Annotated in this window: 13 protein-coding genes; 8 read left to right on the top strand and 5 right to left on the bottom strand. The window is 68.8% G+C overall.

Translation table 11 applies throughout. From position 1 onward, the window contains the following. Both GF068_RS10845 and GF068_RS10840 read left to right on the top strand, forming a co-directional pair. The gene (locus GF068_RS10845; protein WP_153819305.1) at window positions 1-1,014 is read left to right on the top strand and encodes an AAA family ATPase; all 1,014 of its coding nucleotides are present in this window, start codon (window positions 1-3) and stop codon (window positions 1,012-1,014) included. After that, a complete protein-coding gene (locus GF068_RS10840; protein ID WP_153819304.1) occupies window positions 1,011-1,568 on the top strand; it encodes a hypothetical protein in 558 nt (185 codons plus the stop codon). Before GF068_RS10845 ends, GF068_RS10840 begins: the two co-directional genes overlap by 4 nt. Before the next feature lie 300 nt (window positions 1,569-1,868). Here the strand turns inward: GF068_RS10840 and GF068_RS10835 are convergent, their stop codons facing one another. From GF068_RS10835 to GF068_RS10825, 3 genes are all read right to left on the bottom strand, one after another. Further along, window positions 1,869-2,396 carry a hypothetical protein gene (locus GF068_RS10835; protein WP_153819303.1) on the bottom strand — a complete coding sequence of 176 codons (528 nt, stop codon included), beginning with the start codon at window positions 2,394-2,396 and terminating at the stop codon, window positions 1,869-1,871. Then, the gene (locus tag GF068_RS10830) at window positions 2,393-3,739 is read right to left on the bottom strand and encodes a hypothetical protein (protein ID WP_153819302.1); all 1,347 of its coding nucleotides are present in this window, start codon (window positions 3,737-3,739) and stop codon (window positions 2,393-2,395) included. Before GF068_RS10830 ends, GF068_RS10835 begins: the two co-directional genes overlap by 4 nt. Before the next feature lie 105 nt (window positions 3,740-3,844). Continuing rightward, window positions 3,845-4,051, bottom strand: coding sequence for a hypothetical protein (locus GF068_RS10825; protein ID WP_153819301.1), 207 nt, complete (start codon window positions 4,049-4,051; stop codon window positions 3,845-3,847). Between the two features lie 77 nt (window positions 4,052-4,128). Between GF068_RS10825 and GF068_RS10820 the strand changes: the two genes are divergently transcribed. The 6 genes from GF068_RS10820 (at window position 4,129) to GF068_RS46985 (ending at window position 10,385) form a co-directional block, all read left to right on the top strand. Next, the gene (locus GF068_RS10820; RefSeq protein ID WP_153819300.1) at window positions 4,129-4,722 is read left to right on the top strand and encodes a hypothetical protein; all 594 of its coding nucleotides are present in this window, start codon (window positions 4,129-4,131) and stop codon (window positions 4,720-4,722) included. A gap of 60 nt (window positions 4,723-4,782) precedes the next feature. Then, window positions 4,783-6,204, top strand: coding sequence for a serine/threonine-protein kinase (locus GF068_RS46205; protein WP_153819299.1), 1,422 nt, complete (start codon window positions 4,783-4,785; stop codon window positions 6,202-6,204). Window positions 6,205-6,295: 91 nt separating this feature from the next. Beyond that, window positions 6,296-8,470, top strand: coding sequence for a hypothetical protein (locus GF068_RS10810; RefSeq protein ID WP_153819298.1), 2,175 nt, complete (start codon window positions 6,296-6,298; stop codon window positions 8,468-8,470). Further along, the gene (locus GF068_RS10805) at window positions 8,467-9,042 is read left to right on the top strand and encodes a hypothetical protein (RefSeq protein WP_153819297.1); all 576 of its coding nucleotides are present in this window, start codon (window positions 8,467-8,469) and stop codon (window positions 9,040-9,042) included. The genes GF068_RS10810 and GF068_RS10805 overlap by 4 nt, the downstream gene beginning before the upstream one ends. Before the next feature lie 310 nt (window positions 9,043-9,352). Then, window positions 9,353-9,688 (top strand): helix-turn-helix domain-containing protein, encoded by a 336-nt coding sequence (locus tag GF068_RS43480; protein WP_170319419.1) that lies wholly within the window; start codon window positions 9,353-9,355, stop codon window positions 9,686-9,688. A 100-nt stretch (window positions 9,689-9,788) separates the two neighbouring features. Next, entirely contained in the window at window positions 9,789-10,385 is a 597-nt protein-coding gene (locus GF068_RS46985; RefSeq protein WP_153819295.1) for a helix-turn-helix domain-containing protein, read from the top strand. 102 nt (window positions 10,386-10,487) lie between these two features. On the opposite strand, the gene GF068_RS10790 is transcribed toward GF068_RS46985, so the two are convergent. Both GF068_RS10790 and GF068_RS10785 read right to left on the bottom strand, forming a co-directional pair. Next, window positions 10,488-10,925 (bottom strand): hypothetical protein, encoded by a 438-nt coding sequence (locus GF068_RS10790; protein ID WP_153819294.1) that lies wholly within the window; start codon window positions 10,923-10,925, stop codon window positions 10,488-10,490. A gap of 19 nt (window positions 10,926-10,944) precedes the next feature. Beyond that, a complete protein-coding gene (locus tag GF068_RS10785) occupies window positions 10,945-13,428 on the bottom strand; it encodes a peptidase U32 family protein (protein WP_153819293.1) in 2,484 nt (827 codons plus the stop codon). Between the last annotated feature and the right edge of the window lie 61 nt (window positions 13,429-13,489).

Below are 13,489 nucleotides of genomic sequence, written 5' to 3'. Positions count from 1 at the left end.
GTGCTGAGCCACCTGGAGCTGGAGAATTTCACGGTCTTTCATGCCTTGAGCCTGGACTTCGTCCCGGGGCTCAACGTGTTCGTCGGTCCCAATGCGACGGGGAAGACACATCTGCTCAAGCTCCTCTACGCGGTGACGGAGGCGCATCGCCTCGAGAACGACATCGCGCAGAAGCTCTTGCGTGTCTTTTTACCCGAGCCGCGGCGCCTGGGGCGGCTCGTTCGCCGTACGAACCAGGCGCAGTCTGCGAGGGTGCGCCTCGTACGAGATGGCCACGACCTGTCCTTTCGCTTCAGCAGCAATCAATCGGTGGATTCGTTTTCGGATTTCACCAGCAAGTGGGCGACGCCGACGCCGAAGGACGGCAAGGGCGTGTTCATCCCTCCGAAGGACATGCTCGCGCATGCACCGGGATTCCGGTCTCTTTACGACCAGAAGGAAATCTATTTCGAGGAGACCTACCGCGACATCCTCGTGCACGCGTTCTCGCCCGTGAACAAGGGCAAGCCTTCGAAGGAGAGGATCGCGCTCCGGAAGAAGATCGAGGCGCTGATCAGCGGCAAGATCGAGATCAGCAATGAACACTTCTACCTGAGCAACGACCAAGGCAAGCTCGAATTCACGCTGCTGGCCGAGGGGCTACGCAAGTTCGCGCTTTTGCTCCAGCTCATCGAGAACGACACCTTGCGCCAGAGCTCCCTCCTGTTCTGGGACGAACCGGAGGCGAACATCAACCCGGTACGAATCAAGGACCTGGTGGACCTCCTGCTCCACCTGTCGCGGGAGATCGGCGTTCAGATCTTCCTGGCGACGCACAGTGATTTCCTCCTCAAGGAGCTGGATTTACAAGAGCGTCCTGGCGAGGCGCGCTTCTTCGCGTTTTATCGGGAGGCGGACAAGGTCCAGGTAGAAGTGGCCGAGCGGGCAGATGCGTTGACGCGCAACGCCATCGACGAGGAGAATTTGCGCCTGTATGACGAGGACATCGCTCGCGTGCTCGGGAGGGCGAAGTGACCGCAGAGCGGTGGTGGCGTGACGAGGAGACCGGCGACCTCGAGATCGACGTCTCCGCGGTATCCGAGCCCTGGCGCTTCGACGACGAGGAACACGGGATCAAACACTGGAAGAAGGTCGACTTCGTATTTCACTGGCCGGAAACGAAGGAGCTGTGGCTCGTCGAGATCAAGGATCCCGACAACCCCTACGTGCAGGGAGATCCCGCGCGCTCGATCGAAGACTTCAAGCAAAAGAAGCTCATTCACGAGAGCTTGGCGCCGAAGGCGAAGGATACGTTTCTTCACCTCCTCCTCGATGACGCGCTCCCGGCGGGCACCAGCATCACGTACATCGTCCTTTTCGCGTGTGACGCGCTCCCGCCCGCGAAGCGGGCAAAGTATTACCGAACCGCTGCCGATGAACTGCGCAGGGCACTCGGCCTGCCCGGACCCCGGGGACGAAGCTGGGTGAAGGCGGATCTCTACATCAAGGACTGTCTGATTCTCTCGCTCCACGAGTGGAATCAAGAGTTTGGAGACCGGGTGAAGGCGCGCCGGTTGTCGACCGTGTAGGTTGCCTGGCGACCCCCACCAAAACCCCACCAGCCAGTATCCTCGCCTACATCAACCCCCACCCAGATACCTCCTGCAGGTATTTCTGCCGACATCAACCCCCACCAAAATACCTCCTGCCGGTATTTCCGCCGACATCAACTCCCACCCAGAGACCTCCTGCCGGTATTTCCGCCGACATCAACCCCCACCCAGAGACTTCCTGCAGGTATTTCCGCCGACATCAACCCCCACCAAAAGACCTCCTGCAGGTATCCTCGCCGACATCGACCCCCAGCGATCCTCCTCCGCCAGGTCTCCTCACTCCCCCCGCATCACCCGCACCGGCTTCCCATCCGGCCCCATCTTCACCTCCCCCGGCGCCGGCGTCGCGCTGGGCGCCCCCGCGTTCACCGTGAACGACTGCACCCGCTCGCGCACCCGCCCTCCGAACGTCCCTCGCACCCGCACCGCCAGGTCTGCCCGCGTCGCCGGCGCCGTGAACGACACATCCACGTCCACCTTCTCGCCTCGCGCGAACCGCTGCCCTTGCACCGGCTCCTTCTCGCTCGTCACCACGAGACCGTCGACGCCCCAGACCTCCACCGTCACGTCGCTCGCGTCCTCGCCGAACGCGACCACCAGCGCCGCGCTCGACGTCGCGAGTTTGCCCTCCACCTTCACCGGCGCGCCCGGCTTCTGCGTCCGCGCCTCGCGCGTCTCGCGCCCCTTGCCCGCGTTCGCCTCCGGCGCCCCGTGATCGGGCTCCTTTCGATCCACCGTCCCGCAGGCTGCGATCGCCACACCCGCGAGCAGCAAGAGCGCGTGTTTCACGTTCGTCGTCTTCATGGAAGGACCTCGATCGTCGCCTCGTACGGGCCCGAGACCTCTCCGTAGCCCTGCACGTTCACCACGTACTCTTCCCCCTCCTGCGTGGCGAACGAGACGCTCTCCTCGCCGCTCAACGACGCCGAGCCATCGAGCTCCTTGCCGCGCAGGTACACATACAGATCCACGTCGTGCAGCGAGCTCGAGCGCACCTCGAGCGGCGCGCCCGTGCCCTTCACGCGCAGGAACCGGTTCTGCCCGAGCAGCGCCGGATCGATCCCGCCGATCAACGTGAGCTTCACCGTCGCGCCCGCCTCGACCGGCACGAACACCGGCAGCGCCCCCGGATCTCCCGCCGCGTGCGACTCGCCCGTGCCCCACGCGTCCTTCACCGGATCGATCCCGAACGCCGCGCCCGCGCCGTGGTGCGAGACCAGCGCGTCGATCGCCGTCGCCGCGTCCGGGTGCGCGCTCTTCAGCCCCGCGACGAACGGAAACAGCGTCACCATCGCCGGCGTCGTCTTCAGCTCGCCGATGAGCACCGCATAGACGCCTTGTAGCCCGAGCTCGACGCCGTCGAAGGCCTCGACGTTTTTATCGTACACGTCGAAGACCACGTTCTGCACCGTCGTCTCCGCGTACCAGCCCGGCTTCGCGCCCTCGCTCGTGTCGTTCTCCTCGATGTCCTCCCAGAACCCGTGGCCTTGCCCCGCGCCCATCGAGTCGCTGTAGATCGTGTCCGGATCCAGGATCATCGCCGAGAGCGCGTTGCAGAACCCCTCGCTGTAGGCGAGGCGCGGATCCAGCACGTCCCCGTAGCCGTGCGAGCCGCCCCAGCTATCCGAGCGCGTGATCCGATCCTCGAACGAATGACCCCACTCGTGCACCAGCACGTGCGTGTCGAACTCGTCCGTGTCCACGTTCTCCTTGCCGAGCACGTAGATCTCCTCGCCGTCCCAGTGCGAGGTCCCGATCTGGCCGAGCAGGACGAGCCCGTCCTCCGGCCGGTTGTCCACGCTCCAGTTGATCTCGAGCCGCGGGAACGCGGGCTTCGGCGTGGTCTCGTCGAGGAACCGCCGCGCCGCCGCGAAGGCCGCGTCGAGGATCGAGAACGGCGCCGCCACCCGCGCCTTGCCGTACGAGACCCCCGTCCAGCCCGTCGTCGCCACCACGTCGAGCGTCGTGTCGTCCTCCGCCACGACCTCCGCGCTCTCGAGCACGTACGTCGCGTCGCCCGAGGTGTTGTCCACGACGACGATCGGCGGCTCCATCGTCTGCGCGTAGACCCAGAGTTTCACGCGCGCCGTGCCCTCCCAGTCGAAGCCGTAGTGGCCCGCCCCGTCCGACGTCGTCTCCGCGAGCACCTCGTCGCTCGTCGCGTCGAGCAGCGCGACCCGCGCGCCTCGGATCGGCCTCGGGGCCGTCTTCGAATAGTCGAGCCCGTCCGCCGCGTGGTCGTACGCGACAGACTAGTAGAGCAACGTCCCCGAGAGCCGCGGCTCCTCGGGCGGCGGCGCGCCCGACCCGCCCGGCTTCACCTGGACCGTGTCGCTACAACCCGCGATCACGAGCGCGCCCAGCGCGATCCGCGTCGCCTGCCGAACCCCCGAGCGTGCCGATCCCGCGCCGAACATCCTCCAGAAGTACGGAGGCTCGTTTGCCCCGTCAACGTCCACGCGCCGCCCATTTCACGCGTCTGTCCCCGTCGTTTCCGGGCATCTCGATTGCAAGAGCTCCGGACACCATGCATTCGATGATGCTTCGACCGTCCCTGTGGCCATCCGCTGCGCTCTTGCTGCTCCTCGTGGCCTCCGGTTGCGCGGGGCCGGGGGAGGGTGACGACGACGCGGCTTCGTTCGACAGGTCCAGCGAGGTCGATAAAAAAAACGGCTCCGACGCGGGCAGATGCGAAGGAGGCGAGGCGCTCGAGCCGGGGAGCGACGTCGACCCGGACGATCCTTGTGGCTCGCTGCTCGCCGAGGGCGAGCCGCTCGCGCGCGCCGCGTGGGTGAGCGCGCCGGCCCCGAACTTCCACATCACGCAGCCCATCGGCGTCTCGTGGTTCGCCGAGTACGCCGTGCGCGCGCCGCTCGATCCCCAGGGCGACTACACGCTCGAGCTCGAGCGCTGCGACCGGCCGGCGCGCAAGCAGGCCACGTGCGCCACCTCGTCGCTGCCGCTGCCCGAGGCCGCGTGTGGCACGGGTTTCCTCCGCTTCGGCGTCGACGAGACCCAGTACCGGCGCGGGACGAACCTCTACACGTTCACCCTGCGCCTTCGCCGTGGTTGTGTCGTCGACAGCGCCGACGCGTTCTCCTTGACCGTCGAATATGCCCCGAGCCCCTAGGGGCGGAAAACGCTCCAATTCTTCGTGCCGGGACCCCGACCTCGGCTAGCATCGCGGCCGATGGACTTCGTCCCGGGGGTGATGATTGGGGACAAGTACCGCCTCGAGCGCAAGATCGCCGAGGGCGGCATGGGCGAGGTGTGGATCGCCAAGGAGCCCTCCGGCGCGCAGGTCGCGATCAAGCGCCTCCTGCCCGACGCCGCGCGGGATCCACACCTCGTCACGCGCTTCCGCCGCGAGGCGCTGCTGCTCGGCAAGGTCGAGAGTGATCACGTCTCGCGCGTCATCGAGCAGACGACCGATCCCGACTTCGGCCTCCTGCTCGTGATGGAGTACGTCGAGGGCCCGTCGCTCGCCGACCTGCTCGACAAACAGGGCATCCTCTCCGTCGAGGAGGTCCTCGACATCGGCGAGGGCGTCGCGCGCGCCATCGCCGACCTGCACCACGAGAGCATCATCCACCGCGACGTCAAACCCGAGAACATCATCCTGCGGCGCCTCGCGAGCGGAGAGCGCCGCGCCGTGCTCATCGATTTTGGCCTCGCCCGCCTGCTCGACCCGGCCGAGGACAAACGCGGCAAGGAGGAGACGCTCACCGGCATCACCCGCGCCGACATGGCCGTCGGCACCATCCCGTACATGGCGCCCGAGCAATTCCTGAACTCGCGCGAGGTCGGCGGCGCGGCCGACGTCTACGCCCTCGGCGCGATCCTCTATCGCGCCGCCTCCGGCCGGAACGTCTTCGGCGACCAGGACGACCTCGCGTACGCGCGCCAGAAGCTCAGCGACGAGGCCCCGCCCCTCGTGTTGCCTCGCAAGGGCGGCGTCGACGAGCCCGCCGCCGAGCGCCTCACCACCATCGTCATGCGCGCCCTCAAGCGCCGGCCCGCCGAGCGTTACGAGAGCATCGAGCTCATGCTGAAGGACCTCGCCGAGGCCCGCGCCCTCGGCCGCTCCCACGTGACGATCGACGGCGCCGACGCCCCGACGCAGGCGGCCCCCGTCTCCTCGCTCCTCGGCTCGGCGCCCACGCTTCTCCCCTTCCAAGGCGCCGACGCCGCCGTCCCGCCGCCGCCGGCCTCCGTGCGCCTCGGCCCTCCGGCGCCCGCCGCGCGCCCTCCCGCGGCGCTGACCGTCCCGATGCCGGCCGTCACCGACATCCCCGACCCTGGCCCGCCTGCGGCCTTGCGCCGCCCCACGCCTGCCGTCGGGATGCCTGCGGTCGTCGTCCCTCCCGCGGGCGCGCCGCTCGTGGCCCCGCCGCCCGTCGCTCCGCCGCCCGTCGCTCCGCCGCTCGGCCGTCCTCCCGGCGTCAGCTTCGCCGAGATCCCGGGCGCCACGCGCGCCGCGCCTGCGGTCGTCATCCCGGCGGACGCCGTCCCGCGCCGCGCCGCCTTCGCGTTTGGCCTCATCGCGCTCGGCGTCGGGTTCGTCCTCGGGTTCGTCGCGCACGCCATCCTCGCCAGCAACGGCGCACCCTGACAAACCCATTTCTCGCGGCGCGACCGCTGCGCCCGGTGATGGCCTTCGCCTGGAATGTCGGGTTATCCTGGAGCGTAACCGGGTCCCGCCGATGCGAACGACCGCGTCCACCTTCCTCCTCGCTGGCCTCACCACGCTCGTGGCCCTCGCGGCCTGCAAGTCCGGCGAAGAGAGCACGTCCTCCTCCGCTCCACCTCCGCCGCCGACCGCGAGCGCCGCGCCCAGCGCATTCCCTGCCCCCGCGCCGGTGATCGTGCGGGAGGGAGGCGCGCTCGTCCGTTCTCCTTCCGAGCCCGCGCTTTACCTCGCCGACGAAGATCAACAGGTCGTGCGGCGTATCGCGCTCCCGGCCGACGCCCGCAACCCGCCCGTCGCCGTGCACATGCCCGGCCCTCCGGCGGCCGTCCTCGCGACGGGGGATCGGGTCCTCGTCACGGTGCGTGGTATCCGCAAGAGCGACGATCTCGCCTCTCCGTACGAAGGCCCCGGCCTCCTGCTCGTCATGCGCCCCGATCCCGCCGCCGGCCTCGTCGAGCTCGGCCGCGTCGAGCTGCCTGCCGACGCCTGGGGCCTCGCGATCACCCCCGACGCGTCGACCGCGCTCGTCACCTCGCCGTGGGCACACGCCGTCTCGGCCGTCGACCTCGGCACGCTGAAGAAACGCTGGACCCTCGACGTCCCCCGCGAGCCTCGCGCCGTCGTCGCCTTGCCCGACGGGAAAACCGCGTACGTGACGCACCTCGTCCGCGCCGCGCTCACGCGGATCGACGCCCTCGACGGCGAGGCGCGCGCGAAGGACGTCCCCTTCCCGGGCGCGCCGCTGCGCACCCCGGCCGATCCTCTGCGGCGCGAGGCGGCGACGCTCGCGTATTCGGCCGTCCTCTCGCCGGACGGCGCCCGCCTCTTCGTCCCGCGCCACGCGCTCGGAGCGATGGGCGAGAGCGCGTGGAATGGCCAGAACACCGTCGACATCCTCTCGGTCGTGGAGGAGCGCCCCCTCGCCGAGCGGGCGCCTCGCTGGTTCGTCATGCAGGCGAAATCGTTTCAGAAGACGATCAGCGAGTTCGGCTTCGAGCACGACGACCCGCACCTCACGGGCCCTGCGCCGTCGCAGATCGGCGAGGTCTTCGTCCAGCCACGCGCCGTCGTGTATCGCAAGAAGACGCGCACCTTGCTCGTCGCCAGCGAAGGCACCGATCACCTCGTCGAGCTCGACGCGCTCTCCCTCGACCCCTCGCTCGGCGCCTTGCGCAAGTACGACCTCGGCGCCACGCGCAGCGACGACGAGAAGGACAAACCCGGCGACACCCGCTGCGGCGCGCCCACGGGGATCGCGCTCTCCGAGGACGAGGCCACGGCCTTCGTGTTCTGCCGGTCGAGCCACGACCTCGCGATCGTCCGGCTCGACGCCTACGACAAACGCGCCCCCTACGAACCTGCGCCCCCTGCCATATTTTCTCTCGGCCCGGATTTCCTCCCCGAGCAGGCCGCCCTCGGCCGCCGGCTTTATTACAATGCGCGCGACTGGCTCGTGAGCAACGCGTTCGCCTGCGCCGGCTGCCACCCCGAGGGCCGAGACGACGGGCACGTCTGGCACGAGGACATCCGGGAGAGCTTCGACGAGAAGGGCAAATACGAGCCGGGCGCGATACACGCCTTCGAGGACAAGCAGGCGTTCGAGGGCTTCATGAAGGGCGTCCCGCGCCAGACGCCGATGCTCGCGGGCCGCGTCGCCGCGCACGGCCCTTATGGCTGGAAGGGCGAGAGCCCCAACCTGAAGCACCGCGTGATCATCGGCTTCGGCATTCACCGCTGGCTCGGCGGCGGGCCGCTGAGTCATTCCGCGGACAAGACGATCCCGCGCGCCGAGGCCATCCTGGCGTTCGCCCGCCGTGGCCTCGTCCCGCCTCCGCGTCACAATCGCGAGAAGACGGCCGAGGAGGAGCGCGGCGAGGTCCTCTTCAACGACCCCAACGTCGGCTGCGCGACCTGCCACCTGCCGAGGACCGAATACACGAACCGCGCCCTCGTGGGGCTCGGCCCGTGGGCCTTCGACAAGGCCCGCTTCGACGCCGAGCCCGAGGGCGACTGGAAGTTCAAGACGCCCTCCTTGCTCTTTCTCGCCGGCAGCGCGCCTTATTATCACGACGGCAGCGCGGCCACGCTCGAGGAGCTCGTCGAGCGTAATGGCAAGCGCATGGGCCACACGGATCACCTTTCGAAGGAGGATCGGGCGGCGCTCGTCGCCTTTCTGAAGACGTTATGAGCACCTCGAACCTGCGCCGCGTTTTCGCGTTCTCGCCGCCGTTCCTCGCCCTCTTCGCCTTCTTTTCGCTCGCCGTGGCCGAGGAGACGCCGGCGCCCGCCGCCGCTCCTGCGGAGCCGAGCGCGCCATCCCTCGCGGCGTGGACGCCTCCCGAGGCGGCCTCCGACAAACCCACGGCCGAGGAGTGGGAGAAGGCCGCGCCGCTCGAGCTCCTCCGGCCCCACGACCATTGCACGGCGTCCGCGGTCCGCGAATGGCTGCGTATCTCCTGCCGGGATCCGTACGACCAGCTCAAGGGCCTTCGTGTCGTCGGCGGCTCCGAGAAGGACGTCTCGATCATCGATTACGCGGTCAAGGGCAAGACGAAGGACTTCGACGGCAAGGAGATCGAAAAGACCTTCGGCGCCCTCCACGTGATTTTCCCCGTCCGCAGGGGCGATCGGCGCCTGATGAGCCTCGTCACCTGGGCCTCCTGCGGCTGGAAGTGCTGGTACATGCGGGAGGACACGTTCGTGACCATCTCCGAGCTCTGGCTCCCGGGTGAGCAGAGGCCCACGATCGTCCTCCATTGAATTTTTGCGTCGCCGGCGCGGGTTGAAGGCTATCCAGGACAAGAAACGTCCGATCGTCCGCGCGTTTTCCCTCCCCTCGATGCCGCATCCATGCTGGGTAGGACAATTGTTGTCCTACCAGGATCACGTTTTTCGGTGCGGGTTCGTCCAATACGGTGCATATTCGCTCCTGGTCGTACCGAGCCGACAGCGCGAAGGGCGCGGAGAGGCCGGACGGCCGAGAGCTTCACCACCAGACAGACCCTTGGATTTCCGGCGAGAAGGAGGCCGGTCGGCGCGTCCGCGAGGGCGAACCGAGAACCATATCCACATGCCGCGACGTTCCACTCCCGATGCGTTTGCACTCCAGGTCGGCGCCCGTATTCGCGAGCTCCGTTACGAGATGAACATGTCCCTCGCGGCGCTCGCCGACGCGAGTGAGCTTTCGAAGGGCCACCTCTCCAGCGTCGAGCATGGCCTCGCCGCGATCACGATCGGCACGATCGCCCGGCTCGCCGAGGGCTTCGGCGTGCCTCCGATGTACCTCCTCACGTTCGCCGCCGAGGACGAGCGCGCCCACGCGGCCGAGCTCCTGCGGCACCTGCCCCAGAGCGAGGTGAGGAAGCTGCGCCGCCAGATCCAGGCGCAGGTCGCCGCCCGCAAGTAATCGCGCGTCCCACCACGAAATCTACCTGGAGAGCGCTGATCGGCAGGTCCGATCGGCGCTCTCGCTTTTTTGTCCACCACGAAAGAAGCTAGGACAGAGAATGTCCCTCACCCCGGCCGTTTTCCCTGGCCTGGATCCGCTCCACGTGCTGGGTAGGACATTCAAGGTCCGATCGCGATGCGGTTTTTCGTGCGAGTTCGTCGGAATGGGTGCATATTCGTTTTCGTGGTCGTCACGCGGTGGTCGCGAGAGAGCGGCGCGCGGGGCGACGAGAGCTTCGAGACACGAACCGCAACGTTTTCCCCGGCGTGAAGGAGGCCGGTCGGATCGCCTGCGAGGGCGAACCGAGAACCATATCAAAATGCCGCGACGTTCCACTCCCGAGCCGTTTGCCCTCCAGGTCGGTACCCGCATTCGTGCGCTTCGCAAGGAGCGCAACATGTCCCTCGGCGCCCTCGCCGACGCGAGCGCGCTCTCGAAGGGCCACCTCTCCAGCGTCGAGCACGGCCTCGCCGCGATCACGATCGGCACGATCGCCCGCCTCGCGGAGGGCTTCGGCGTGCCCCCGATGTACCTCCTCACGTTCGCCGCGGAGGACGAGCGCGCCAAGACCGCCGAATTGCTCCGTCACCTGTCCCAGACGGAGGTGCGGAAGCTGCGCCGCCAGATTCAGGCGCAGGTCGCCGCGCGCAAGTAAATCGATCCGCGCCCTCGCGCGTCCATCCGCTCCCGGGCGCGCGAGGGCCCGTCCGCTTCCTTGGCTTTGGGTCGGAGGTGCACCGAGACGTGCGCCTCCGGCCTACTTTTTGTTTCCGACGTCTCCGGCGCCTTCGAGGTGCCGCCGCCGTTGCTCGATCAGCCACGCCTTGGCCGATTCGTGGTCGTCGAAGAACCCCGCCACGTTCTTCGGCCCCTGCAGCAGGTTCGCCGCCCGCATGAAGAGCGATACCACCACGCGTATCTTGAAGTTCGCGCCCACGTAGGCCGAGTAATACACCGCCGCCGGCCTCGGCCGCTCCGCGCCCAGCTTGCGCGCGGCAGCCTCGAGGCCGCCGAAGCCCTGCATGTGGAAGAGCGCGAGCTGAAATTGGCCCTCGTGCTCTTCCATGTCCGGCAGATCGACGAGGACACGCATGTCCTCCAGGGTGATCGGCCCCCGGTACACCGTCACGGCGATCCCGGGCTCTTCGAAGGACAGCGTATGTTTCCCGAACTGAATCGGCTCGCGTGGTTTCATCGCCTCGTCAGGACCTCGCTCACGCCGGCAAGACCCGGAGTGAGCCCTTCACGACCCCATATCCCCCCTCCGTCTCGAGCGCCCGGAAGACCTCCGGCGCGCTGATCTCCCCTCCGAGCAGCCGCCGGTACGTCCCGACGATCCTCGCCACGTCCTCGGCCGTCTCGCGCACGAGCTCGATCCGGAAGCGCCGCGCGCCGCTTCGTTTCGCCGCCGAAGCGAGGCTCGCCGCGCTCTGCGCCGCCGCGTGGAACACCGTGTTCCGGCAGCCCACGTCCGCCTCCACCGGGTGCTCCATCCCCGCGCGGTCCCGGAGCGACACCTTGTGCTTCTCGCACGGCCTGCCGCAATCACGATGATCCTTCCCCGTGGAGAGCAGCGCCGCGATCACGCAATGCTCCATGTGGAAGAGCGGCATCGGGTGGTGCAGGACCACCTCGGCGAAGGGCCCGAACGGCGAGTCGAGCAGCCCCTCGAGCTGCGCCGCGTCGAGGTCGAACGAGGGCGTGAACGCCGAGAGCCCCCGCGAGAGCACCTCGGCCGCCGTCAATCGGTTCGTCACGTTCAGCGAGAAATCACCGATCCGCGGGATCACAAGCCCCGCGCCCTCGCGAAGCGCGCCGAGCCCCCGCACGAGCAAGAGATCCGGCTCGAGCGAGAGGAGGTACCGATCGATCTTCTCCTCGCCCGGCTTGCGAATACGCGGCGGCGCGACGCCGATCGTCACGTTCGTCCGCGACGCCCGGAGCGCGCGCAGGGCCGCGCCCGTACCCACGAGCTCCAGAAAATCGAGATACACCCCGTCCGCGCCCGCGTCGAGCGCCGCCGCGGCTTGCGCCTCCGTCCGGCAGAGCACGAAGAGGCCCGCCGGCGGCGGGCTCCGATCGGGCGGGCTCGCCGCGCGGACGAGGTCCTGGAAATGCACGGACGTCGTGTCGAGCTTCCGCGCGGCCGAGGCGAGCAATGCCTCGACGAGCGCGCGGCGCGCCCGGTTCAACGACGACGGCGGGATCATCACGCCCGCGGGCAGGTCCGCCTCGATCGCCGCGAGCTCGAAGGGCGTGTCGCCGAGCCGCCCGAGTTTGTCCTTCAATACCGACGCGACGTCCGCGCCGCCGCGCGCCTCGCCGATCGGCGCGTCGCCCGTCACGGCGCACCGGAGCCCCGACGTCGCGATCGCCTCGAACCGCGGCGTTTCGCCGATCGCGCCGGAGACCCGGATCGTGAGCGGGACCTTCCGCGGCGAGCGCTCGATCTCCGCGAGCACCGCCTTCTCCCTCGCCGGATCGTCCGTCTTCCACACGCGCCGGCCCGGCTTCGCGGCGTCCGCGCGTGCGTCGGGGCCGAGCCAGACGGAGACCTCCTCGCCCGGCTCGGCGCGTGGCGTGTCCGCGCCGCTCCTCGTGATCGTCCAGATGCGCCCGCCGATCTCGCCTTCGCCCGAGAATCCTCCCTCCACGAGCACGCCGTCGCCGCGCGAGATCGCCTCCTCGAGCCGGATCCGGAGCAGCGTCTTGCCTCGCGCCCGCGCCGTCCCGAGGAGCTCGCCCACCGGCAGACCCCGGTGATCACAGGCGCGCCCCTCCACGAGCCGCTGGTGATCCACGCCCGCGAGGAAGCCCGGACCCGAGCCGCGTGAATACGTCTGCAGCGCCGTTTTTCGGATCGAACCGAGCTCCTCCTTCGCGCTCGCCTCGAGCGCCGCGCGGTAGAGCCGCGTCGTCGCGGCCACGTAGTCGGGGCCCTTCAGCCGCCCTTCGATCTTCAGCGACGCGACGCCGAGCTCGGCGAGCTTGGGCGCGAGCGCGCTCGCCTCCAGATCCTCGGGCGACAGGAGATACGCGTGCTCCCCGAGGTCGCGCTTCTCGCCGTCGACGACGAGCTCGTAGGGCAGCCGGCAGGCCTGCGCGCAGGCCCCGCGGTTCGCGCTGCGACCGCCGATGGCCTCGCTCGTCAGACACTGCCCCGAATACGCGATGCAGAGCGCGCCGTGCACGAAGACCTCGAGCTCCACGTCCGTCGCGCGCCGGATCGCCGCGATGTCGTCCACGGAGAGCTCGCGCGCCAGGATGACGCGGCTCGCGCCGAGCTCACGCGCGAGCTCCGCGGCGCCCGCGTCGGTGCACGTCATCTGCGTCGACGCGTGGATCGGCAAGGCCGGCGCGATCGCCTTGACGAGCCGCGCGACCCCGAGATCCTGCACGATCACCGCGTCGACGCCCGCCTCCGCGCAGGCCCGCACGGCGTTCTCCACGTTCTCGAGCTCCTCGTCGAAGACGAGCGTGTTCAGCGTGACGTACCCTCTGACGCCGTGCTCGTGCAGGAACGTCATCGTCTTCGCGAGCCCCGCGGCGTCGAAGTTTTTCGCGCGCGCGCGGGCGTTGAACCCTTGGAGCCCAAAATAAACGGCGTCCGCGCCGGCGAGCACCGCGGCCCGCAGGGCGGCCTCGTCGCCGGCGGGGGCGAGGATCTCGGGGCGCCTCGGCGGCGCGGCAGAGCTCATGATCGGAAGGCTATATCGCAACCCGAAAGCGGTGGCACGCGCTCCGGGCGGATGTAACGAT

It is taken from the genome of Polyangium spumosum, assembly GCF_009649845.1.
Classification (GTDB): Bacteria; Myxococcota_A; Polyangia; order Polyangiales; family Polyangiaceae; genus Polyangium; species Polyangium spumosum.
Note: the sequence above shows the minus strand (reverse complement) of the source record. Positions and strands in the feature narration are given on the sequence as shown.

Excerpts from the sequence above, each read along its gene's own strand:
- GF068_RS10790 (WP_153819294.1), bottom strand. The coding sequence starts at position 10,925 with ATGAAACCACGCGAGCCGATTCAGTTCGGGAAACATACGCTGTCCTTC.
- GF068_RS43480 (WP_170319419.1), top strand. The coding sequence starts at position 9,353 with ATGCCGCGACGTTCCACTCCCGATGCGTTTGCACTCCAGGTCGGCGCC.
- GF068_RS46205 (WP_153819299.1), top strand. The coding sequence starts at position 4,783 with ATGGACTTCGTCCCGGGGGTGATGATTGGGGACAAGTACCGCCTCGAG.
- GF068_RS10810 (WP_153819298.1), top strand. The coding sequence starts at position 6,296 with ATGCGAACGACCGCGTCCACCTTCCTCCTCGCTGGCCTCACCACGCTC.
- GF068_RS10785 (WP_153819293.1), bottom strand. The coding sequence starts at position 13,428 with ATGAGCTCTGCCGCGCCGCCGAGGCGCCCCGAGATCCTCGCCCCCGCC.
- GF068_RS10835 (WP_153819303.1), bottom strand. The coding sequence starts at position 2,396 with ATGAAGACGACGAACGTGAAACACGCGCTCTTGCTGCTCGCGGGTGTG.
- GF068_RS46985 (WP_153819295.1), top strand. The coding sequence starts at position 9,789 with ATGTCCCTCACCCCGGCCGTTTTCCCTGGCCTGGATCCGCTCCACGTG.
- GF068_RS10820 (WP_153819300.1), top strand. The coding sequence starts at position 4,129 with ATGATGCTTCGACCGTCCCTGTGGCCATCCGCTGCGCTCTTGCTGCTC.
- GF068_RS10805 (WP_153819297.1), top strand. The coding sequence starts at position 8,467 with ATGAGCACCTCGAACCTGCGCCGCGTTTTCGCGTTCTCGCCGCCGTTC.